The following is a 20,376-nucleotide window of genomic DNA, read 5'->3' on the forward strand; positions in this document are numbered from 1 at the left end:
CTGTAACAATAACAATTCATCCGCCACAGGTCTTGCGCAAGGGTTCATACACAGGATAGCCCTTATACGGAACAAACAAAGGCCCTGATATGCCCAAAACCCGTGTTGCCCTAGAAATCGGCCATGGCACGTCCTTGCGCCGTGCCGATTATACCGCTGCCGCCCGCCGCGCGATCCAGAACGCGCTGTGGCGTAATTCCCTGACGGTGGCCCCAGCGTTCGGCTTTCCCAAGGAAGCTATGATCGTGGATGTGGACATTGCCGTGCAGCAGCCAGATCAGGTTGACACCGATTCTCTGAAAGAGATGTTTCCCTACGGCCAGATCACGATTGGCGCGTCCCACGGTGGGCTCGACATCGCCAAACCCGATGGCGCAGGGATTACCGTCATCGCCAACGCAGCCATCGTGGTTTCTTTTGATATGGAGCGGGCATGACACAGAACACCCCAACCAATGACAGCCGCATTATACTTGAAACCGGCATCGGCACGGATCTTTACGGCAAGGATTACACCAAGGCCGCCATCCGCGCGGTAAATGACGCGATCCGTCATTCCTCGCTGACGATGTTCACCGAACTGGGGCTGGATCATCAAAACATGACAGTCGCCGTGACCATCGGCGTGCAAGAACCAGACCAACTCGACACGGATCGGATCGCCGCAGAACTGCCCCGCGGCAATGCCAAGGCCACAGCCGTCAAAGGTGGGCAGAACATCCCGTCACCCGATGGCAGCACTGCCAGCGTGATCGCCACCGCCGCGATAGAGGCCTATTACCCCATCAACCCGACCGACTGGAAGCTGAGCAAGACGGACTAACCCCCGCTCTTTTTGGTTCAAATATCCCCGCGCGGAGCGCTTAAAACCCTGACAAACGATCAGACGAATTGCTCTCGGATCAGACGCTCTTCCAGACCGTGGCCCGGATCAAACAGCAAACGGTGGGTGATTTCCGGTGCGATGGCGATTTCGACCCACTCCACTTCCCGCGCCTCGTTGCCGTCAGCCACCGCCTGCACAGGGCGCTTTTCCATCTCTAGCACTTCAAAGCGAACCTTGGCTTTCATCGGCAGCAAAGCCCCGCGCCAGCGGCGGGGGCGAAAGGCGGCCATCGCTGTCAGGGCGAGGATTTGGGCATCAATCGGCAGGATCGGGCCGTGGGCGGAGTAGTTATACGCGGTTGACCCCGCCGGGGTCGCCAGCAGCGCCCCGTCGCAAACCAGTTCGGGCAGCCGTTCCTTGCCATCCACCAAAATCCGCAGCTTGGCGGCTTGGGGACCGTGGCGGAGCAAGGATACCTCGTTGATCGCCAGCGCCTCGATTTCGGTACCATCCACACAATGGGCCCGCATCCGCAACGGATGGATCACGGCCTCTTCTGCCTCGGCCAGACGGTCGGTCAGACCTTCGGGTGCAAACGTATTCATCAGAAAACCGACCGTCCCGCGGTTCATCCCGTAGACCGGCGCGCGCAGCCCTTGGGTCTGGTGCAGCACCGACAGCATAAAACCGTCCCCGCCAAGTGCCACGATCAGGTCCGCCTGCACCGGCGGCACATCGCCATAGCGCATTACCAGCACGGCGCGCGCCTCCTGTGCGGTCTCTACCTGACTGGCCAGAAAACATATTTTCTTATACTGCATCCAAAGCGCCCCGCTTGGTCCTTCATTGGTCGTTTGGACAGTTTCACCGCCCCTAAGGTCCGGCGCAAGGGAAATCCCCCGCTTGCCGCAGTGTTATTCCAGCGCGGAAAAGGCGAAAAACGACCATTCCGCGACAGTTTGCGCCTTTTCTTTTCACACGATTCCCCGTACCTGCGTCCGCAATTGGCAGTCACACGTCGCATATGGATCAGCCAGAGCACATCGCGTGGACTACCCGTACCGCATCGGCAAGACCAACAAAGGATCATCCCCTATGACAACCGTCCGCGACGCAGGATTTTTCACCGAGTCCCTTTCCACCCGTGATCCCGAACTGTTCGGTTCAATCACTGACGAACTCGGCCGCCAACGGGACGAGATCGAACTGATCGCTTCCGAAAACATCGTCTCCAAGGCAGTGATGGAAGCCCAAGGTTCGGTGATGACAAACAAATACGCCGAAGGCTATCCCGGACGCCGCTATTATGGCGGGTGCCAATATGTAGACGTGGCAGAGAACCTTGCCATTGATCGCGCCAAACAACTGTTCGGCTGTGATTTTGCGAACGTTCAGCCCAATTCCGGCAGTCAGGCGAACCAAGGCGTGTTTCAGGCGCTGCTGACACCGGGCGATACCATTCTTGGCATGTCCCTGGATGCGGGCGGCCACCTGACCCACGGCGCCAAGCCGAACCAGTCCGGCAAATGGTTTAACGCCATTCAATACGGCGTGCGCAAGGAAGACAACTTGCTGGACTACGATCAGGTTCAGTCCCTCGCGAATGAGCACAAACCCAAGATGATCATCGCCGGTGGTTCCGCCATCCCGCGCCAGATCGACTTTGCCAAAATGCGCGAGATTGCGGACAGCGTTGGTGCGTACCTGATGGTGGACATGGCCCACTTTGCCGGTCTGGTTGCAGGCGGCGAGCATCCCTCCCCCTTCCCCCACGCCCATGTGGCCACAACAACCACCCACAAGACCCTGCGCGGTCCACGCGGTGGCATGATCCTCACCAACGACGAGGCTATTGCGAAGAAGGTAAACTCTGCCATTTTCCCCGGCATTCAGGGTGGCCCGCTGATGCACGTCATCGCCGGTAAAGCCGTTGCCTTCGGTGAGGCTCTGCGCCCCGAATTCAAATCCTATCAAAAGCAGGTCGTTGCCAATGCCAAGGCGCTGGCCGACCAGTTGATGAAGGGCGGGCTCGACATTGTAACCGGCGGCACTGACACTCACGTGATGCTGGTGGACCTGCGCCCTAAAGGCGTGACCGGCAACATCACCGACAAGGCGCTGGGCCGTGCCCATATCACCACCAACAAGAACGGTATCCCGTTTGACCCTGAAAAGCCGACCGTGACCTCGGGCATCCGCCTTGGCACACCGGCAGGCACCACGCGGGGCTTTGCTGAGGCCGAGTTCCGCGAGATCGGGGATATGATCATCGAAGTTGTCGACGGTCTGGCCGCCAACGGCGAAGACGGTAACGCAGAAGTCGAAGCCTCCGTGCGTGCCAAAGTGGCCGACCTGTGCAAACGCTTCCCGCTTTACGAAGACCTTTAAGCACAGAACTGCCCAACAGCAGCCGCGATTTACACCGCCCCCCTGTCCGGGGGCGGTTTTTTTTGTGCAAGTATTTAAACACTTCGGTGACATGCAGGGTTTAAGCCTGCATTATCTGGCCCGCGACTTGCACGGCCCTGCCCTTTTGCCTATCGTCCTGACTATTCAGATTGGTGCGACCATCGGTTCGCGCTATGATCCAAGGACTTTAATTTATGTCTGACGCTCAATTCGAGGTGACAGTTGCTGTGATCTGCGCGGATATTTCGGGCAGCACAGCGCTTTACGATAAGGTCGGCAACCGGAAGGCCCGCGCCCAGATCGACGGATGCCTGACTATATTGCAAGACGTGATCAGTGAACACGGCGGAGAGTTCATCCACTCGCGCGGCGATGATGTATTGTGCATCTTTGAAGATCCGAACAATGCGCTTGATACCATGCAGGCAATGCTAGCCCGTACACGGGACGGGGCGCTATCTGTGCATATCGGGCTGGACTTCGGCCCTGCCATCCGCACGCGTAATGACATCTTCGGGGATTGCGTTAATGTGGCCGCCCGTCTGTCAGGACTTGCCAACCCCAAGGAAGCCTTGTGCAGCCGCACGCTGTTCAAAGAGATCTCGCCCGAGGGCCGTGCAGAACTCCACTATTTTGACAGTCGCAAGCTGCGTGGGAAGGCCCGCGCCGAGAATATCTACCGCTATGCCGATGTCACCGTTGCAAGCAGCACGCAGGTCTCCTTCGGCGCGGCGCCCAACACGGACCTGCCGCACGCCCCCCGCGATGGCACAGAGCAACTTTCGGCCCTGATCGCTTATGACGGCAGTGTCGCTGAATGCACCCAAGAGCGCGAAGTCACTGTGGGACGCGCCGAAACCTGCGATCTGGTTCTGCCCCGCCAATGGGTGTCCCGCCGTCACATCATCATCGAAATGCGCAAGGATCACGCCTACCTGCGGGATGTCAGCTCTAACGGAACCTATGTTTGTTTGCCAGGACAGGACCCGATCCTGCTGCGCCGCGAAACTATGGCGCTGCCGGGCAAGTGCATTTTATCGCCGACCAAGCACCCCGAGTCCGAAGATGCCCTTTCCGTGACTTGCCAACTGCACCATCTGGCCCAGCTTAAACCCGCATAGGGTTCGCTCTGCTGCACTCCCCCAACAAAGGACAATCCATTGTTCCGCTTTCTCGTCGCCGTTTTCCTGACACTCCTGCCACTTAGCGTGGCCGCTCAAGAGGTCATTCCCCTTAAGAACACCGGCGGTCTGCATTCGGCCTATGTTGTGCCGCGCAATGATTTCAATCGCGTGGATGTGCAGGTACTGGTGCTCTCAGGCAGCTATGACGATCCGGTTGTTTCTGGAACAGCCCATTTCCTTGAACACCTCGCGGCGTTCTCTGCGGACACCTATGTGCTGCGTCAACCCCGCGAGAGGGATCTTTTCGCCAAAACATCCGCAGTTGCGACGATTTACACCAATTCGGGGCATCCCGCGGAAATCGACCGACTGATGAAACTGTCCCGCGCCCTGCTCGACACGCCGGAATTACCCGAGGATTTTCTGCAAAGTGAAAAGAACATCGTAGAGCGGGAAACATTCCTGCGCGAACGTCAGTTTCCCACCCGCTGGCTGCGCCGCAAAGCGCTGCAAAACCTCTATGGTTCCACCCGTGGACGGGCCAATGACATCATCGCGGATGTGCCCAAGCTCAGCCTAGAGGCCGCGCTGGACTTTCATGCCAAACACTACGTGCCGTCCAACATCATGTTGATCATTTCGGGCAACATCCCGCCCGAACTTGCGGAAAAGAAGGTAGCGGAATATTTCGGGGATACAAAAGCGTCCGAGCCGCCGGAAAAGTGGTGGCTAAACGAAAAGCCTGCGCCCGGATTGCGCAAGATCGAGCGGCTGTCTTCCAACCGGCTTTATGATGACACGCTGGTCTATTCCAAATTCGTTCAATACCCCGTCGAAGACACCAGCATCGACTTGCAGGGGGAGTTCTTTATCGGCGTTTCCATCTTTGAAAGCCGCATCCGCGAGGCGTTGATTTTCAACAGTTTTAATATCCAATCGGTGAACACCAGCTTTTTTCTGGCCAAAAACGGCGATATGGAAATGGTATCCTTTCTGGTCCCGATGCCGGGTGTAAGTTTTGAACAGGCGATGGAGGAGTTTGAAAGCACCATCGCAACTTTGCTCGACACACCACCGGACGCGCAGGAAATCGAAACCGCCCGCAAACGCAATGCTGCCCATGCTATTTCCGCCGCGCGACGTCCTGATGACTTTTTGTCTTTCCTTGAAAACGTCGGTTCTGACGGGTTGCCGCCGATCTCTCCGGGCACCTACGCCGAGCTGATCGAAAGCACCAGTGACGCAGAGGTTCTGGGCTTCTTGAAATCCCTGATCGCACCCGCCCCTGTCTCTGCCATTTTTGCCTCAAAGGAGGGTTAAGATGTTGTTGCGCGCCCTTACCCTGCTGACTGTCTCCCTGCTTTTGCCGCTGATGGCACGGGCCGAACTGATTGCCGGATCATCAGACCCGAAAATCGCCCAACTGACACCGATGCGCAACGGGCTGTCCGCGATCACGCTTGTCTGGGCGATCCCCGATCTTGCCATGAACCGCGTGCTGTCCCTGAACGCGGGGCTGTCCACCGCCATCAGCAGCGGCACCGCAGAGATGTCAGCCTTTGAGGCCGAAACCTACCGCGAAGTGAATGGAATTTCGCTTGGCATCTCCACCCAGCCGACAGACATAGCCCTAACCCTGACCGCGCCCCATGCCGCCTTTCCCGATGCGCTAGCCCATCTGAACGCCCTCTTGGTTAATCCGGCGTTTTCGCAGGATTGGTACAAGCGCCAGTCTCTGCTTTTGGCCCCCGTGAAAGTCACGAAGAACCGCCGCCCATCCCATGTGATCAACGTGCTGGCGGATTACGTCCGATTTCCGGTGGCAACGGACGGAACCGATACGTCGCAGGCGGACTATGTCTTTGGATTGCCCCACCAGATCATCATCCGCACGCAGGAACGCGATCCTTCGCCGCTAATCCAGACCGCTATCAACGGGCTTCCCCTGCGCAATGCGCCGGTCCCGTCGGATCACGCGCCCAAGGAACCGGCCTCGCTGCCCAAGGGGATCATCTTTGCTCCTGATTCGGATGGGCAGGAAACCCTGATCATTGCCGTGCACCACAGCCTGTTTGACACACCGGAACAGCAGGTTAGGGCCAATCTGCTGATGGATTACATGGGCGCCAATCAGGGGTCCGAGATGTTCCGCATCATCCGGCAGGAAATGCGCGCAGCCTATGATCCGGCCTCTGTGTTTCGTCAAACCGCACGCGATCACGCGCTGCTCGCGCTTAGTGCGACGGTATCGACGCCGGAATGGCCAGCGGTGTTAGAAACCATTCGCACTATCTATGAGACCACCCGCGCGGGTGACGTGGGCGCGCAAGGTCTGGCCAATAATCACCGCCGCCTGCTGCGCGGGTTTGAGTATAAATTCGCGACCAACCCGTCTTGGTCCGCAATGCAATTCCTGTTTGAATACCCCGATGGCACAACGGGGGACGTGCAAATCCCGCTGTTTTCCGCACTGGTAAAGGCCAAACTGGATGAGGTCGCAAAACAAGGGGCTGACAGCCTACCGCCGTTTTCGGATTACCTTATCGTTCTGATCGGCGGCACATTGCCTCCAAGCGCAGAGATGCAGAGTGATGGATACTGTGAGCTGTCCCTTTCGCAGCCCCTGCGCCGGTGTCTGGAACAAATGAACGCCGCGCAGCAATAAGACGGGCTAAACCCCCACGACCCGCCGCACCATTGCAACGTAGCTCTGCACTACAGTTTCGCGGTCAAGCCTTCCGCCTTCACGGTACCATGTGTTCACGCCGGTCAGCATTGCCAGCACGGCGAGTGTTGTCAGTTTGGGATCGCCCAGCCCTTCGCCCCCGCAGGCCACCAGAATATTTTCGAGCACCTGCTCGTATTCCGCCCGCATGGCCTCGATCTGCGCGAAATTTTCCGGCGTCAGGTTGCGCAACTCCATGTAGGAGATGAACACCGCATCCGCCCGATCCAGATGGTGCAGGATATGAAAGCGCACGAAACTGTCCAACCGCGCCAGCGGCGCGGCACCAGCGTCCACCTCCTCCCAAGTGGCCAGAAGCTCCTCCATATGGAACTGCATCAACTCGAACAGCAGGCTTTGCTTGTCTGGCGTATAACGATAGAGCGCACCGGCCTGCACGCCCACTTCCGCCGCAATCTGGCGCATGGATACCGCCGCAAACCCGTGCTGTGCGAAAAGCCGCAGGGCGGCGGCCCGCACCAGTGGTCCGGTTTTCTGTGAACTGGAGCCGGATGTCCGCGCCATGTGTTGTCCCTGCCCTTGATTGTCGCCCTATACTGCCCCCAAAAGAAATGAACACCTGTTTAATTGCAAGCCCAAAGGCGGCAACCGCGGACCATTGCCCTGCCTGCCGGTTTTCCATAAACTCCGTCCAGCACAAAACCGGAGCCGACCTTGATGCGCCTGATCCTTCTTCTGACCGCCGCACTGGCGCTGGCAGCCTGTTCGATCAAATCGAACCGGCCCGATTACCAGTACCCGAACGGATCCGATGCAACAGGCGCCGACTGGCCCGAACTGGCCGTAACCTCAGAGCTCGCCGCAGCCGGACAAGGCGTCACGCAAACGGCTAAGGACAATCAGGCCGCAACCGAAAGGCTCGCCGTACGCGCGCGCGCGCTGCGTGCGCGCGCTGCCCGCCTGCAACGGGACGTTGCCAATTGACCCCCGTCGGGGACCGGATCAGATTGCACCCTATGCGCCCTTGGGCTAACAGGGGTCGAAACCCGCAGTATTCACCCGTTTTTCAAAGGTAGATCCCATGTCCACCACACTCCGTCTCGGCATTGCCGGACTTGGAACCGTCGGTTCCGGCGTCATCAAGATTGTTCAGCAGAATGCAGCCCTTCTAACGGCGCGCAGCGGCTGCACGATTGAAGTGGCAGCGGTCAGCGCCCGCTCCCGCGGGAAAGACCGTGGCGTGGATCTCTCTGCCTACGACTGGGAAGATGATCCGACCAAGCTGGCACAGCGGGATGATGTGGATGTCTACGTCGAACTGATGGGCGGCGAAGACGGTCCGGCCAAAGCCTCGGTTGAGGCGGCACTGGCGGCGGGTAAACACGTTGTCACCGCCAACAAGGCGCTGCTGGCCCACCACGGCCACGCGCTGGCGACTGCGGCAGAGGAAAACAACCTGAACCTGCGGTTTGAAGCCGCTGTTGCCGGTGGCATTCCGGTGATCAAAGCCCTGACCGAAGGTCTGGCAGGCAACAACATCACCCGCATCATGGGCGTGATGAACGGCACCTGTAACTACATCCTGACGCGGATGGAAAACGCCGGCCTGCCCTACGACGAGGTCTTTGAAGAAGCCAATCAGCTCGGCTTTCTTGAGGCGGACCCGAACCTTGATGTGGGCGGCATTGATGCGGCCCATAAACTGGTACTGCTGTCTTCCATAGCCTATGGCACGCAGGTCGACTTTCCCGCTGCGGAATTGCAAGGGATCGGTGAGATCTCTATCGACGATATCCGCGCTGCCAGTGATATGGGCTACCGGATCAAACTGCTCGGTCTCAGCCAAATGACGGAAAACGGGCTGGAACAAACCATGCAACCCTGTCTGGTGCCGTATAACTCGCCGCTGGGCCAGCTTGAGGGTGGCACCAACATGATCGTGATCGAAGGCGATAGCGTCGGCCAGATCGTCCTGCGCGGCGCAGGTGCGGGTGAAGGCCCGACAGCCAGTGCCGTGATGGGCGATGTGATGGACATTGCGCGGGGGATCACCCTGCCGGTCTTTGGCACCCCTGCCGCGCAACTGGTGGACACGCCTGCTGCCCGCTCCCAAGCGCCTTCGGCCTATTACATTCGCACCAGCCTGCGGGATGCCCCCGGTGTGCTGGCCAATATTGCCCGCGCTCTGGGCGACGCGAACGTATCCATAGATCGCCTGCGCCAGCAGAACCACGACGGGGACAGCGCCCCTGTGCTGATCGTCACCCACCCCTGCAAACCATCGGATGTGGAAGCGGCAATCGAGGGCATCAAAGCCACAGGCGACGCCACTAGCGAGCCGATTGCCCTGAAGATCGTCGAAGTCTAGGCAAACAGGCCTGCCGGAACGCAACACGGGTTCCGGCTTCCATTTTCTTAAAATGTCCAAAGAAAAACCCCGCAGCTTTCACTGCGGGGTTTTTTGTATCTTTGTGCCAGAGTCAGACCCCGTATCGAGGCCTATCCGACAGTCAGGTCAGTGCAGCTTTTCGCCCACGTCCTTGATAGAAGCGTCGATCAGCGCGCCTGCGTCTTTTGCAGACATGCCTTTCGCGATTACATCGCTGGCCGCAGCAACCGCAACTGCGATTGCACGATCCCGCACGTCCTTGATCGCGGCAGCTTGCGCCGATGCGATCTGGTCCTCGGCACCTTGCAGACGACGGGCGATAGAGACTTTGATGTCTTCTTTCGCCTGTTCGGCAGCGCGGCTGGCCTCGGCTTTGGCGGTTTCAACAATGTGGTCGGCCTGTTCGGACACTTCCTGTTGCTTGCGCTCGTAAGTGGCCAGAATGCTCTGGGCTTCTTCGCGCAGCGCACGGGCTTCATCCAGTTCGGACTGGATTTCAGTCGCACGATTGTCCAGCAGACCGGCAACCTTACCAGGCACCTTCAGATAGATCAGCACGCCGATGAAGATCACAAATGCGATTGTGACAACAAAGTTGGTGTTGGCCAGGCTGAAGAATGGGCCGCTGGCGGCATAAGCAGGTGCAGTTGTCAGTGCAAGAGCTGCGAGAGTGTTGAGAATTTTCATAGTCGTCACCCTTTCAACCGTGCAGAAACAGCCGCTTTGACCGCAGTTTTATCCGCTGCTGTCGGCATAACCTTGGCAACGATGGCTTCGGCCGTGTCATTAGCAACTTCTTCGATCGCGCCCAAAGCGGAGTCGCGAATCTCTTTGATTGCAGTTTCGGATTCCGCTGATTTCGCAGCGATTTCCGCGTCTGCTTTCGCCATTGCCACATCCACATCTTTCTGGATTTCGGCACGGGTCGCTTCGACGATAGCCTGCGCTTCGGCACGGGCATCAACCAGTGCTTTGTTATACGCAGCCTCTGCCTCGACAGCTTTGGCTTTCATTTGCTCGGCTTTGTCCAGATCGCTCTGGATGGCGCCATGCCGTTCCGCAAGAACCGAAGCGATACGCGGAAGCGCAACGCGGCTCATAACGAAATAGATGACCACCAAAGTAACCAACAACCAGAAAATCTGGTTCGGGAAAGTCGAGAAGTCCAGCTGCGGCATACCTTGGGCATGCTCGGTTGCAGCTCCGTTTGTTTCAGTTGCCATGGCAACCTCCGTTCAGCTTAAGAACCAAAGGGCGGGCCGAATGGCCCAACCCTTACGTACTTCGGTTCGGTTGGCTTAAACGGCAAACATCAGCAGCAGCGCAACGAGGAACGAAAAGATCCCCAGAGCTTCGGCAAACGCGATACCAATGAACATGGTCGCTGTTTGGCCAGCAGCCGCAGCAGGGTTACGCAGAGCGCCGGACAGGTAGTTGCCAACAACGTTCCCCACACCGATGGCTGCGCCACCCATGCCAACACTTGCCAAGCCTGCGCCAAGGAATGCACCCATTTGTGCCAGATCGCCTTCGATTGCCATTTTTTTTCTCCTTAAGATTCTAATGACGTAGATAGTTTACTCGGACTTAGTGCGACGGATGCAGAGCATCTTTGAGGTATACACAAGTCAGAATGGTGAACACGTAAGCCTGAATACAGACCACGAGCGTTTCCAGCGCATAGATCGCAACGATCGCGCCGATTGCAGCAGGGGAGATGAAGGTCACAACAGCGAACCCTGCGAAAACTTTGATAACAGCGTGTCCCGCCATCATGTTCCCCGCCAGACGAATGGAGTGGCTGACCGGACGCACGAAATAAGAAATCACTTCGATCAGTGCGAGGATCGGACGCAGCGCCAGAGGGGCGGCAGAAACCCAGAACAGGGACAGGAAGGCAGTGCCGTTTTTAACGAAGCCCAGAACTGTAACAGCTACGAACACGATCATGGCGAGCGTTGCGGTTACTGCGATGTGGCTCGTTGTGGTGAAAGACGCCGGCAGCAAGCCGACAACGTTTGCCACAAGGATAAAGATGAACAGCGAGAAGATGTACGGGAAGTACTTCAGGCCGTCTTTACCGGTGATGTCTTCAACCATCTTATAGATGAACACATAGATAACTTCGGCAATGGACTGGCTGCGGCTTGGCACAATTGCGCGGCCCCGTGTGCCGAGAACCATCAGCGCGATGGCGCACAAGACGGTGATCCCCAGCCACAAGGTGGCGTTGGTGATTGTGAACATGCCGATGTCGCCACCGCCAAACAGCGGCTTAACCACAAACTGATCCATTGGATGGATGGCGAGCTCAAGCTCCTGTTCGACTGCATCACTTTCAATTGCCACGGTCTCGTGTCCTCTTATCGGGCGGAACCCTTATGGTCCCGAATTAACTGTCGTGCGTTTCCGCGTTCTTTTTAGTGATCTCTTCGGCGGATCGCATCATTGCGCGTACCCCACCGGCGAAACCCAGCATCGTAAATATGACCAGAAAAACCGGCATCGTATCGAAGGCACGATCCAATCCGTATCCCAGCCCGAAACCCAGCAGCAAACCCACCACCAGTTCCGTAACCATCCGCCATCCGGCTTGCGCCTGACTGAGGTGATGCTCTTGCACCGGTGCAGGCTCCGTCGCCTTTCTCCGTGCTTTCAGCTTCTCCTCAAGGGCGTTCAACCTGTCGGGGTCAGGGCCATCTGACATGTGCCGAGCCTCCTTCATCCTTGGTAAAAACGCCGCTTTGGACAGTTGCGCGGAAAATAGCAGGGGTTCAAACAGAGTCAACGGGAATAACATTTGCCAAGCTATTGAAAAAGCTTGTTTTTCACGGATGTCGCAGCGGGCCAATAAACGCAAAACACGGATTCAGCGCCTTTTCGCTTATTCAACGTTTTGGTTGAATAACGAAATATGGCTCAACGGGTGCGCCAGGCTTCGCTCTCGGACAGCATCCAGTCCCGAAACACTTTCACTGCTCTACGCCGCGCGGCGGTGGCGTTTGTCAGCAGGTAATATCCCCCCGACTGCACCCCCACATCAGAGAGTTTGATCAACCGTCCGGCCTCTACCTCGACCGAAGTTAGCTCTGCCGACATCAAAATCGCTCCCAACCCCGATATCGCCGCTTCAATCCCAAGCACCGCATCAAGGGGCGTGGACAGGTTCAGCGGTCTGTCCGGAACAACGCCTGCTGTACGGAACCACATCGGCCAGAGCAATCCGGTATGTTCCTGTATCAAATGCTGACGCGCCAGCACTGCCAGATCAAGACTATCCGGGTCCAGATCAGCAAATCCGGGTTTGGCATAGGGATAGACCGGTGCACGGCTGATTTCGTCATAGGCTGATACGTCCACCCCTTCGCTGACATAGCGCAGCGCCATGTCGCAATCGTGGTTCGCCACATTGGCCAGCCGGTCCGTGACGGTCAGGGTAATCCGCACCTCCGGATGCAGCGCGGCGAACCGGCCCATGCGGGGGATCAGCCATTTTTGCGCAATAGAAGGTTCGCAGCTCAGGATCACCTGCCCTGCCGGAATATCGGTCAACCCGTCTGTTGCCTCTGCGATGGCATCAAACGCCGGAGCGATCCGTTCGAGATACCACTGCCCGTTCGGCGTCAGCTCTACCCCGCGTGCAACCGTGCGGAACAGCGCCACGTCCAAGCGTTTCTCCAATCCCCGCACATGGCGACTGATGGCAGAATGGGACACGTTCAGCTCTTGTGCTGCGCGGGTGAAACTGTTCAGCCGCGCAGCGGATTCAAACGCGCGCAGGGCATTCAGGGGAGGAAGAGTTCGAGCCATAGCGGACACGTGACTTTTTTGCACAGTACCTGTCAAGTAAAGCCGTTTGTCCGAACGGCGTAAAGCCCCCAGATTAGACCCAACGCAACTGATCCACCCGAAAGGGGATGAAAATGGCCCTGATTGAAACACACCCGTCCCGCAAACTACGCGCAGCCCTGCACAGCACGCCGGATGCCCTGCGCGGCAGTTCAAATTTCCTTAACGCCCTGCCCCTGATCGGACGGCTCCGCGCCGTCGCAACTGAGGCACGCCGGTTGAACCATCTGCGCCAAATGCCAGAGCATTTGCTGCGGGATATCGGAATGGACGACGGGGATATCGCGCAACTCCGTCCAACGGCGTTCACCTCTGATATGGACGATTCCGACAGCCTGCGCTTACGGTAACACCGCATCCTTAGCGGGCGGTGCAGCGAGACCCCGTTGCATCGCCCCGCACACCGCACCGATCGCAAGGATCACCGCTGCGGCGACCAGCCCGTAGCCAATGTTATCGAACGCATCCCCGATCAGCCCCGCCGCATAAGGGCCGATACACTGCCCCACCGCGAACATCACTGTATAAAGGCTCATCAATCGCCCCCAGGTTTCGGGTGGATTGTTCTGGCGAATGAAGCTTGTCACCGAAGTGGGTGGCATAAACACGGTCAGACCAAACAGGGCCGAGGACACCAGCAAGCCAGCCAGTGTCGGAAACACCACCGGCAAAATGATCGCCACTGCGACACAGCCGTTGGTCAACGCCAATGGCACGCCGGACTGGAACCGCCCGATTACGCCGCGCCATAAGAATGAAGACAGCAGCGTTCCGATCCCCACAATCGACCAGACCGCCGAGACCATCCAAGGCCCAGCCCCAAGGCTGCGCATCCACGCGCTTAGAAACGTCAGATAGACGATATATCCAACGGCAAACATAAAGTAGCCCGCGATTTCAAACCCCATACTGCGCAAAGGCGGTGCCGGTGCATCCGCCGCCCCGCGCATCGGCGTATTCAATTGCCGCGCCGCCCAAAGCGATAAGGGCGTCATCACAACGCTGGCCACACCCATGGACAACCACGCGACCGGCCATGACCCTGCACCATGATAGGCAAACAACGGCGGAAAGGTCACCGCAGCAAGCACCATACCAAGCCCACCGCCCCCAAAGGTCAGCGCGATGGCCATCGCATTGCGGCGCTGGTCCGCGCCAAACAGGTTGGACGCCAGCGCACCGGCAGAAATGAACACGGGCGCTGCAAACACGCCGCTGGCAAAACGCCAGAAGGACAGCATCCAGAAATCCCGCGTTAGCCCACTCGCCACTAAAGTAAGTGTCGTCAGCACCACGCCCCAAGCGAACAAACGTTCCTGCGCAAAACGGCGGAACAGGACAACCGACACGACCGCGCTAAGAAGATAGCCCAGCGCATTTGCCGTGTTAATCCACCCCGCCTGCGCAAATCCCCACCCGAGATCATCCTGCATGGACGGCAGGATCAACCCGTAAGCAAACCGCGCAAAACCACTGGTGATGCAGCAACCAAAGGCCAGCCCCGCCAAAATCCACAGCGCCTGCGCCCTACTGTATTCCTGCTGCTGCATCTGCGTCCTTCTTGACACCGCGTTGTTACCGCTCCTGGCGGAAACGGGTGCCTCTACGGGGCGGCTTTGACACACCACCGGCAAAACACTGCGCTGTGATCATCCATTCAGCTGCAACATCACCGTGGGCGTGCAGATCCGTGTCTTTCCAATGGCGCGTCTGCGTCACCGTTTGCGCAAAGCCGAGCGCCGATCCCGTGATAACATTGTCCGAAACATCTTCGCCAAAGGTCCAGACCTCCCCGCTTGGCGCGGTGAGTTTCAGGCAAGGCATCGTGATCGGCACCGGTTTTCCCCGCACGGTAAAGCTCCACCCGAAGGTATTCACCCCAAGCACGACAATATTGCGGATGCGGTCCGTTTCCTGACGTTTGACGCCCAAAAGATCGAAAACTTCGTGCCCATGGGCCCAAGTCTCCATCTGCCGCGCGGTGATGCTGGACCGCGCGCTCATGCTGGGCCCCGCCCAGCGCACACGGGTTTTGGGATCGGCCGCGGCATAGGCATTCGCCAGCACGTCACAACCCTGCCGCCACGCCTGAAACAGCGCCTCGCCCTTCAGCCCGTCCAGCCAAGGATACTGCGCCTCGACCATCGTAGCACCTTTGGCCATCCGCGCCGCGATCTCTCCAAAAAACGCATCAAACCCATCGCCGTCCCGTAAGGACAGCTCAGCTGCGTGGTTGAACATGTGCAAATGGCCAAGCACATCGTCAATCGTCCAGCCCTTGAACTGGGTTGGCGTAAAAAACGCATCTTCGCTGAGCGGGGTTAACACCTTTGCGAGAGCCACGCATTCCGCGCGGAAATCTTCTGCCTGTTGCATGGGGACTTGCTCCTTGGGATCGCCGGTAAATTGCGCCGCGTTATGCGAACTGTCCAGACCGGTTGCGCGTCTTTCCTGCGAGATCGAGAAATCGTGAGCAGTCATCTCGCCATAACCAGCGGTAACAGCTTTTCACGCTGATCGTCCCCTATCGGTGTCGGCTTGTGACCCTCGGATGTCACGTGCACATGCACAAACCGCCCGTCCGCCGCTGACTCTTGTGCGTCTTCGCGGAACAGGCCGATCTGCCAGACCACGGAAGACCCGCCCAGCCGTTCGATCCGCAGCCCCGCCTGTATCATCTCAGGAAACATCAGATCCCCGTGATAGCGACAACCGGTTTCGGCCACGATAAAAGCTGTTTCCGCGCCAAAGGTCAGCAACCCCTGTTCGATAAGCCACCCGTTCACCGCTGTGTCAAACAACTGATAATGCACCGCGTTGTTCATGTGGCCGTAAAGATCATTATCATTCCAACGGGTCTGAACCGGACGGAACAGGGAATATTCGGATCGCAAACTCGGGGGGATACGTGCCATCTGACGAACCTCTGCTCAATACCAATCTACCGCGCTGCTCTGCATGGGATTTCTCCGCCAGAACAGGCGCGCATTCGGGATCAGTGTCCCCTCTATCGCCCGCCCGTGCAAGCCTACAAACCCGCCGGAACACTACGTCACGGCGGCTTTACAACGCCAGATAAAGCGGGTTCACTTCATACGAAATTAATGGGAGCGGGCCTCGCCCGGAGGAAACATGATCGAAAAAGCACTTGAACTTCAGTCGTCGAAAATTGGCACAGAAACCGGTCTGTCCGACTGGGTTACGATTGATCAGGACCGGATTGATACCTTTGCCGAAGTGACGGAAGACCCCCAATGGATTCACACCGATCCCGAACGCGCGGCGAAGGAAACGCCATTTGGCGGCTCTATCGCGCACGGGTTTCTAACCCTGTCGATGGCCTCGAAATTTGCGATCGACACAGACGACGATCTGCCGGGACAAGTGATGGGCATCAACTACGGCCTGAACAAGGTGCGTTTTTTGAACCCTGTCTGCGCCGGAGACCAGATTCGCGGACGGTTCGTGCTGAAATCCGTCACACAAAAATCCCCGACGCAACTGCTGTCGGAAAACACACTGACCATTGAAATCAAGGGCAAGGACACCCCCGCCCTGATCGCCCAATGGCTGGGCATGGCTGTCTTCGAAGCCTGAACACCGCAACCAACAGCGCCACCGGCCAATCCCCGCCGGTGGTACACCCGTATTATTTGCCTTTCGATGCGATCTTACCTACCCTGCGGCAAGCGTTTTCAGACAGGCCGCGCCGATGCCCCCGATTGATCCAACACAGCAAGACAGTCTTGACCGTTTCCTGACCGCACAAGCGCCGGTCTATGATACGGTGCTGTCCGAACTGCGCGCAGGTCGCAAGGAAACCCACTGGATGTGGTTTATTTTCCCCCAACTGCGGGGCTTGGGACATAGCACCACCGCAGATTACTTCGGCCTGAAGGACATTGCCGAAGCCCGTGCCTATCTCGCCCATGAAACGCTTGGTGCGCGGTTGCGTCAGTGCAGCGGTGTGCTGCTGACAACGGGTGACAAAACGGCCTATCAGGTGTTCGGCTCCCCCGATGACCTTAAACTCTGCTCGTGCATGACCCTGTTTGCCTCACTCGCTGAAACCAACTCCCCTTTTGACGAAGTCCTGCGCAAGTACTTCCCGAACCGCAGTCCAGCCCCCGTTACAACGGGCGGATAAGCGCCGGAAATCCCGCTGCTCGGCTCTTTTTGGGTCAAATATCCAATACTGCCGCATCCAAAACCCTTTTCTTTGCGGATAAAAACCCCCTATACCGCCGGAATGAGCCAGAACCCTCCCAGCCTCCGCCCCGATCTTGCCCCGCAAGCCCGTTTCTCCGATGCCCCACGCGACGGCCAGCCGAAAATCGGCATGGTCTCTCTGGGCTGTCCGAAAGCGCTGGTGGATTCCGAACGCATCCTGACCAGACTGCGGGCCGAGGGCTATGCCATTTCGCCGGATTACTCCGGTGCGGAAGCGGTGATCGTAAACACCTGCGGGTTTCTGGATTCCGCCAAAGCCGAGAGCCTTGAGGCCATTGGTGAAGCGTTGAACGAGAACGGCAAGGTAATCGTAACGGGCTGTCTTGGTGCTGAAGAAGACTACATCCGCGGCACCCACCCGAGCGTTCTGGCGGTGACAGGCCCACACCAATACGAACAAGTGCTGGATGCGGTTCACACCGCCGTGCCGCCCAGCCCCGATCCGTTTATTGATCTGCTGCCGGCGCAAAACGTGTCCCTGACCCCGCGCCATTACAGTTACCTCAAAATTTCCGAGGGCTGTAACCACAAATGCAAATTCTGCATCATTCCTGATATGCGCGGGCGTCTGGCGTCCCGCCCCGCCCATGCCATCCTGCGCGAAGCGGAAAAGCTGGTGGATGCGGGGGTGAAGGAACTGCTGGTGATTTCGCAGGATACCTCCGCCTACGGGCTGGACCGCCGCCACGATATGAACCCGTGGAAAGATGGTGAGGTGCGCTCTCATATTACTGACCTGACCCGTGAACTCGGCCAGCTTGGCGCTTGGGTGCGGCTGCATTATGTCTATCCCTACCCGTTTGTGCGCGACCTGATCCCGATCATGGCGGACCCGAGCAATGGCGTGCTGCCCTATCTTGATATTCCGTTCCAACACTCCCACCCTGATGTGCTCAAACGCATGGCGCGCCCTGCGGCCAGTGCGAAAACGCTGGACGAGATCGCGGCGTGGCGGGCCACCTGCCCCGACATCACCCTGCGCTCCACGTTTATTGTCGGCTACCCCGGTGAAACCGAGGCCGAGTTTCAGCACCTGCTGGATTGGCTGGACGAGGCGCAACTGGATCGGGTCGGCTGTTTCCAGTACGAAAACGTAGACGGCGCACGTTCAAACGCGCTGCCCGATCATGTGCCGGACGAGGTAAAGCAAGATCGCTGGAACCGCTTCATGGAGAAATCCCAAGCGATTTCCGAAGCGAAACTGGAAGCCAAAGTCGGCAAAACGATGCAAGTCATTGTGGACAGCGTAGAAGAAGACGGCGCCACCTGCCGCACCATGTCCGACGCACCCGAGATCGACGGCAACCTGTTCATCGACGAAGGCTTTGAGGGGCTGAGTGCGGGTGATCTGGTGACAGTCGAGGTGGACGAGGCGTCAGAGTATGACTTGTGGGGGAAGGTTTTGTGAAGTCTGGTTGGGTTTATGCACTGTACTCAAATCAGTCTCCTTTAATCAAAATAGGCTTGACAACAACATCACCTGCAAAGCGAATAAGAGAGATCAACTGCAGTAAAAACTACGGCCCGTTGGGACCGTGGTTACAACTGGATGTGCGTCAGGTCAAAGATACACGCGGTATAGAAAAAACACTGCACAGGCAACTAAATCATTACGCTCACAAAGATGTGCCTACCGCATCCGAGCTTTTTGAGATTTCGCCTAATCAAGCAAGAGAGGCACTATTGCAGATTCCTGCCTCTGAGCTCCTCGCACCTTTGCCTATTACAAATCTAAATCTTGAACCCGATTTCGTTGCATACCTAATTGCACTTTTCAGGAATTCGGGCATTGAAAATTTTCGGGATATTCAAGAGAGTTGGACTTTCTCACTCTTTCCTAAGACCGATGGCGGCAGGTTCTTCACCTTAAACATAGATAAACACGAGGTAGCATTTAGTCGTCCCATCGCAAGCGAACCGCCTCTCGTTCATCATGAAATTGTTGTAGATCACATGGTCCTGAAAGACCGTGATCTAAAGAACTGGGTTAGAGAAAACGGCGGTTTAATAAAAAAAACTCAATATAAATCTAGCTGGGGCAATGCCAGTACATTGGTGTTCCAATCCACATTTGATCAAGCGCGCACCTTATTTCAATTTCCAGGTTTTCGGCGGGCGTTGATTGCGTATTGGTATGAAGCCTTATTACGGATGCAAGATAGGGGAACTCGGAGCTTTTTTGCGAAAAACCACAACTACGATGCTGTTAGCGAAATTTTCCGACATATGTCCGAAGCGCACTCCTTTCGAGCAAGGCTAGAAAATTAGAAACAAGCCCCGCGCCCGACCTCGGGTGGGCGCGTCTCACAACGCTCACCTCAAGAACCACCGTTGCAAAGCGCCCTCCCGTGGGGGAGGTCGGGCGCGGGGCGTCCTTCCGGACGCCCCTATCACTGTGGATTACGTAACCCAAACAGCAAAAGGGGCGCCAGTTGACGCCCCTCCCCTACACTTTGTGCACTTAACCTAAATCTGAACGCGCCTTAGTGGCGGCTCAGGAAATCATCTACTTCGCGCTCGGCTTCTTCTTTGGACTTGCCGTATTTGGACTGGATTTTACCTTCCAGCGCACGGCGGTCGCCGTTTACTTCTGCGACTTCATCATCAGTCAGATCGCCCCACTCGGATTGAATCTTACCGGAATATTCTTTCCACTTACCTTTAACTTGGTCCCAATTCATACCGTATCCTTTCTTCTTTCTGTGCCGCCAGCCTATCTGACCGCACCGGTTGCTCTGGCAAAGGAACGCATGGATGCGCAAAAGGGTTCCGGCAGGTCGCGCAAATTGTGAAATAGGTCGAATAAATTGCATCACGCCCCCGTTTCCCGTAGCACAACTGCAAAGAAACTTGAAAACCGACA

At 57.4% G+C, this 20,376-nt stretch carries 25 protein-coding genes; 13 read left to right on the top strand and 12 right to left on the bottom strand.

What is annotated here, in order from left to right:
• Positions 1–89: 89 nt before the first annotated feature.
• Both IEX10_RS06320 and IEX10_RS06325 read left to right on the top strand, forming a co-directional pair.
• On the top strand, positions 90–437 hold the full coding sequence (locus tag IEX10_RS06320) for a Lin0512 family protein (RefSeq protein ID WP_188672186.1): 348 nt from the start codon (positions 90–92) through the stop codon (positions 435–437).
• Positions 434–823, top strand: coding sequence for a Lin0512 family protein (locus IEX10_RS06325; RefSeq protein ID WP_188672189.1), 390 nt, complete (start codon positions 434–436; stop codon positions 821–823). Before IEX10_RS06320 ends, IEX10_RS06325 begins: the two co-directional genes overlap by 4 nt.
• Before the next feature lie 59 nt (positions 824–882).
• Here IEX10_RS06325 and IEX10_RS06330 read toward each other — a convergent pair whose 3' ends face one another.
• On the bottom strand, positions 883–1,647 hold the full coding sequence (locus tag IEX10_RS06330) for an NAD kinase (protein ID WP_188672192.1): 765 nt from the start codon (positions 1,645–1,647) through the stop codon (positions 883–885).
• A gap of 274 nt (positions 1,648–1,921) precedes the next feature.
• Between IEX10_RS06330 and glyA the strand changes: the two genes are divergently transcribed.
• The 4 genes from glyA (at position 1,922) to IEX10_RS06350 (ending at position 7,024) form a co-directional block, all read left to right on the top strand.
• Positions 1,922–3,214 carry a serine hydroxymethyltransferase gene (gene glyA, locus IEX10_RS06335; protein WP_188672195.1) on the top strand — a complete coding sequence of 431 codons (1,293 nt, stop codon included), beginning with the start codon at positions 1,922–1,924 and terminating at the stop codon, positions 3,212–3,214.
• Positions 3,215–3,429: 215 nt separating this feature from the next.
• A complete protein-coding gene (locus IEX10_RS06340; protein WP_188672197.1) occupies positions 3,430–4,356 on the top strand; it encodes an adenylate/guanylate cyclase domain-containing protein in 927 nt (308 codons plus the stop codon).
• 39 nt (positions 4,357–4,395) lie between these two features.
• On the top strand, positions 4,396–5,679 hold the full coding sequence (locus IEX10_RS06345) for a M16 family metallopeptidase (protein ID WP_188672200.1): 1,284 nt from the start codon (positions 4,396–4,398) through the stop codon (positions 5,677–5,679).
• Position 5,680: 1 nt separating this feature from the next.
• A complete protein-coding gene (locus IEX10_RS06350; protein WP_188672203.1) occupies positions 5,681–7,024 on the top strand; it encodes an insulinase family protein in 1,344 nt (447 codons plus the stop codon).
• 6 nt (positions 7,025–7,030) lie between these two features.
• On the opposite strand, the gene IEX10_RS06355 is transcribed toward IEX10_RS06350, so the two are convergent.
• Positions 7,031–7,609, bottom strand: coding sequence for a TetR/AcrR family transcriptional regulator (locus tag IEX10_RS06355; RefSeq protein WP_188672206.1), 579 nt, complete (start codon positions 7,607–7,609; stop codon positions 7,031–7,033).
• 153 nt (positions 7,610–7,762) lie between these two features.
• Here IEX10_RS06355 and IEX10_RS06360 point away from each other — a divergent pair, with 153 nt between their 5' ends.
• Both IEX10_RS06360 and IEX10_RS06365 read left to right on the top strand, forming a co-directional pair.
• Positions 7,763–8,029 carry a hypothetical protein gene (locus IEX10_RS06360; protein WP_188672208.1) on the top strand — a complete coding sequence of 89 codons (267 nt, stop codon included), beginning with the start codon at positions 7,763–7,765 and terminating at the stop codon, positions 8,027–8,029.
• A gap of 97 nt (positions 8,030–8,126) precedes the next feature.
• Positions 8,127–9,413: a homoserine dehydrogenase gene (locus tag IEX10_RS06365; protein ID WP_188672211.1), complete on the top strand. Its 1,287-nt coding sequence runs from the start codon at positions 8,127–8,129 to the stop codon at positions 9,411–9,413.
• Positions 9,414–9,560: 147 nt separating this feature from the next.
• Here the strand turns inward: IEX10_RS06365 and IEX10_RS06370 are convergent, their stop codons facing one another.
• From IEX10_RS06370 to IEX10_RS06395, 6 genes are all read right to left on the bottom strand, one after another.
• On the bottom strand, positions 9,561–10,121 hold the full coding sequence (locus IEX10_RS06370; protein WP_188672214.1) for a F0F1 ATP synthase subunit B: 561 nt from the start codon (positions 10,119–10,121) through the stop codon (positions 9,561–9,563).
• A 5-nt stretch (positions 10,122–10,126) separates the two neighbouring features.
• Positions 10,127–10,657: a F0F1 ATP synthase subunit B' gene (locus IEX10_RS06375; protein WP_188672217.1), complete on the bottom strand. Its 531-nt coding sequence runs from the start codon at positions 10,655–10,657 to the stop codon at positions 10,127–10,129.
• Between the two features lie 75 nt (positions 10,658–10,732).
• Positions 10,733–10,969, bottom strand: coding sequence for a F0F1 ATP synthase subunit C (locus IEX10_RS06380; protein ID WP_069300419.1), 237 nt, complete (start codon positions 10,967–10,969; stop codon positions 10,733–10,735).
• 52 nt (positions 10,970–11,021) lie between these two features.
• Positions 11,022–11,783, bottom strand: coding sequence for a F0F1 ATP synthase subunit A (locus IEX10_RS06385; protein WP_268237034.1), 762 nt, complete (start codon positions 11,781–11,783; stop codon positions 11,022–11,024).
• Between the two features lie 43 nt (positions 11,784–11,826).
• Positions 11,827–12,141: an AtpZ/AtpI family protein gene (locus tag IEX10_RS06390; protein WP_188672218.1), complete on the bottom strand. Its 315-nt coding sequence runs from the start codon at positions 12,139–12,141 to the stop codon at positions 11,827–11,829.
• Between the two features lie 212 nt (positions 12,142–12,353).
• Positions 12,354–13,244, bottom strand: coding sequence for a LysR substrate-binding domain-containing protein (locus IEX10_RS06395; RefSeq protein WP_188672220.1), 891 nt, complete (start codon positions 13,242–13,244; stop codon positions 12,354–12,356).
• A 113-nt stretch (positions 13,245–13,357) separates the two neighbouring features.
• Between IEX10_RS06395 and IEX10_RS06400 the strand changes: the two genes are divergently transcribed.
• The gene (locus IEX10_RS06400; protein WP_188672222.1) at positions 13,358–13,633 is read left to right on the top strand and encodes a hypothetical protein; all 276 of its coding nucleotides are present in this window, start codon (positions 13,358–13,360) and stop codon (positions 13,631–13,633) included.
• On the opposite strand, the gene IEX10_RS06405 is transcribed toward IEX10_RS06400, so the two are convergent.
• The 3 genes from IEX10_RS06405 to IEX10_RS06415 are packed head-to-tail and all read right to left on the bottom strand — an operon-like array spanning position 13,625 to position 16,198.
• Complete coding sequence (locus IEX10_RS06405) at positions 13,625–14,833, bottom strand: YbfB/YjiJ family MFS transporter (RefSeq protein WP_188672224.1); 1,209 nt, start codon at positions 14,831–14,833, stop codon at positions 13,625–13,627. The two genes, IEX10_RS06400 and IEX10_RS06405, sit on opposite strands and share 9 nt — an antisense overlap.
• A gap of 25 nt (positions 14,834–14,858) precedes the next feature.
• Entirely contained in the window at positions 14,859–15,764 is a 906-nt protein-coding gene (locus tag IEX10_RS06410) for a TIGR03084 family metal-binding protein (RefSeq protein WP_308420687.1), read from the bottom strand.
• On the bottom strand, positions 15,761–16,198 hold the full coding sequence (locus IEX10_RS06415; RefSeq protein WP_188672226.1) for an acyl-CoA thioesterase: 438 nt from the start codon (positions 16,196–16,198) through the stop codon (positions 15,761–15,763). Before IEX10_RS06415 ends, IEX10_RS06410 begins: the two co-directional genes overlap by 4 nt.
• Positions 16,199–16,415: 217 nt before the next feature.
• Here IEX10_RS06415 and IEX10_RS06420 point away from each other — a divergent pair, with 217 nt between their 5' ends.
• The 4 genes from IEX10_RS06420 to IEX10_RS06435 all read left to right on the top strand — a co-directional run bounded on the left by IEX10_RS06420 (position 16,416) and on the right by IEX10_RS06435 (position 19,781).
• Positions 16,416–16,880 carry a MaoC family dehydratase gene (locus IEX10_RS06420; RefSeq protein ID WP_188672227.1) on the top strand — a complete coding sequence of 155 codons (465 nt, stop codon included), beginning with the start codon at positions 16,416–16,418 and terminating at the stop codon, positions 16,878–16,880.
• A gap of 115 nt (positions 16,881–16,995) precedes the next feature.
• A complete protein-coding gene (locus IEX10_RS06425) occupies positions 16,996–17,430 on the top strand; it encodes a DUF1810 domain-containing protein (RefSeq protein WP_188672229.1) in 435 nt (144 codons plus the stop codon).
• A 102-nt stretch (positions 17,431–17,532) separates the two neighbouring features.
• Positions 17,533–18,921, top strand: coding sequence for a 30S ribosomal protein S12 methylthiotransferase RimO (gene rimO / locus IEX10_RS06430; protein ID WP_188672231.1), 1,389 nt, complete (start codon positions 17,533–17,535; stop codon positions 18,919–18,921).
• On the top strand, positions 18,918–19,781 hold the full coding sequence (locus IEX10_RS06435; protein WP_188672234.1) for a GIY-YIG nuclease family protein: 864 nt from the start codon (positions 18,918–18,920) through the stop codon (positions 19,779–19,781). Before rimO ends, IEX10_RS06435 begins: the two co-directional genes overlap by 4 nt.
• Before the next feature lie 215 nt (positions 19,782–19,996).
• Here the strand turns inward: IEX10_RS06435 and IEX10_RS06440 are convergent, their stop codons facing one another.
• Positions 19,997–20,194: a CsbD family protein gene (locus tag IEX10_RS06440; protein ID WP_188672236.1), complete on the bottom strand. Its 198-nt coding sequence runs from the start codon at positions 20,192–20,194 to the stop codon at positions 19,997–19,999.
• Between the last annotated feature and the right edge of the window lie 182 nt (positions 20,195–20,376).

Source organism: Neptunicoccus cionae, assembly GCF_014643735.1.
Lineage (GTDB): Bacteria > Pseudomonadota > Alphaproteobacteria > Rhodobacterales > Rhodobacteraceae > Amylibacter > Amylibacter cionae.

Bases quoted from the DNA above. Each gene is read 5' to 3' on its own strand.
- IEX10_RS06360 (WP_188672208.1), top strand. From the start codon at position 7,763: ATGCGCCTGATCCTTCTTCTGACCGCCGCACTGGCGCTGGCAGCCTGT.
- IEX10_RS06355 (WP_188672206.1), bottom strand. From the start codon at position 7,609: ATGGCGCGGACATCCGGCTCCAGTTCACAGAAAACCGGACCACTGGTG.
- IEX10_RS06330 (WP_188672192.1), bottom strand. From the start codon at position 1,647: ATGCAGTATAAGAAAATATGTTTTCTGGCCAGTCAGGTAGAGACCGCA.
- IEX10_RS06410 (WP_308420687.1), bottom strand. From the start codon at position 15,764: ATGACTGCTCACGATTTCTCGATCTCGCAGGAAAGACGCGCAACCGGT.
- IEX10_RS06425 (WP_188672229.1), top strand. From the start codon at position 16,996: ATGCCCCCGATTGATCCAACACAGCAAGACAGTCTTGACCGTTTCCTG.
- IEX10_RS06320 (WP_188672186.1), top strand. From the start codon at position 90: ATGCCCAAAACCCGTGTTGCCCTAGAAATCGGCCATGGCACGTCCTTG.
- IEX10_RS06375 (WP_188672217.1), bottom strand. From the start codon at position 10,657: ATGGCAACTGAAACAAACGGAGCTGCAACCGAGCATGCCCAAGGTATG.
- IEX10_RS06415 (WP_188672226.1), bottom strand. From the start codon at position 16,198: ATGGCACGTATCCCCCCGAGTTTGCGATCCGAATATTCCCTGTTCCGT.
- IEX10_RS06395 (WP_188672220.1), bottom strand. From the start codon at position 13,244: ATGGCTCGAACTCTTCCTCCCCTGAATGCCCTGCGCGCGTTTGAATCC.
- IEX10_RS06400 (WP_188672222.1), top strand. From the start codon at position 13,358: ATGGCCCTGATTGAAACACACCCGTCCCGCAAACTACGCGCAGCCCTG.
- IEX10_RS06340 (WP_188672197.1), top strand. From the start codon at position 3,430: ATGTCTGACGCTCAATTCGAGGTGACAGTTGCTGTGATCTGCGCGGAT.
- IEX10_RS06365 (WP_188672211.1), top strand. From the start codon at position 8,127: ATGTCCACCACACTCCGTCTCGGCATTGCCGGACTTGGAACCGTCGGT.
- IEX10_RS06440 (WP_188672236.1), bottom strand. From the start codon at position 20,194: ATGAATTGGGACCAAGTTAAAGGTAAGTGGAAAGAATATTCCGGTAAG.
- IEX10_RS06405 (WP_188672224.1), bottom strand. From the start codon at position 14,833: ATGCAGCAGCAGGAATACAGTAGGGCGCAGGCGCTGTGGATTTTGGCG.
- IEX10_RS06325 (WP_188672189.1), top strand. From the start codon at position 434: ATGACACAGAACACCCCAACCAATGACAGCCGCATTATACTTGAAACC.
- IEX10_RS06420 (WP_188672227.1), top strand. From the start codon at position 16,416: ATGATCGAAAAAGCACTTGAACTTCAGTCGTCGAAAATTGGCACAGAA.
- rimO (WP_188672231.1), top strand. From the start codon at position 17,533: ATGAGCCAGAACCCTCCCAGCCTCCGCCCCGATCTTGCCCCGCAAGCC.
- IEX10_RS06370 (WP_188672214.1), bottom strand. From the start codon at position 10,121: ATGAAAATTCTCAACACTCTCGCAGCTCTTGCACTGACAACTGCACCT.
- glyA (WP_188672195.1), top strand. From the start codon at position 1,922: ATGACAACCGTCCGCGACGCAGGATTTTTCACCGAGTCCCTTTCCACC.
- IEX10_RS06390 (WP_188672218.1), bottom strand. From the start codon at position 12,141: ATGTCAGATGGCCCTGACCCCGACAGGTTGAACGCCCTTGAGGAGAAG.
- IEX10_RS06350 (WP_188672203.1), top strand. From the start codon at position 5,681: ATGTTGTTGCGCGCCCTTACCCTGCTGACTGTCTCCCTGCTTTTGCCG.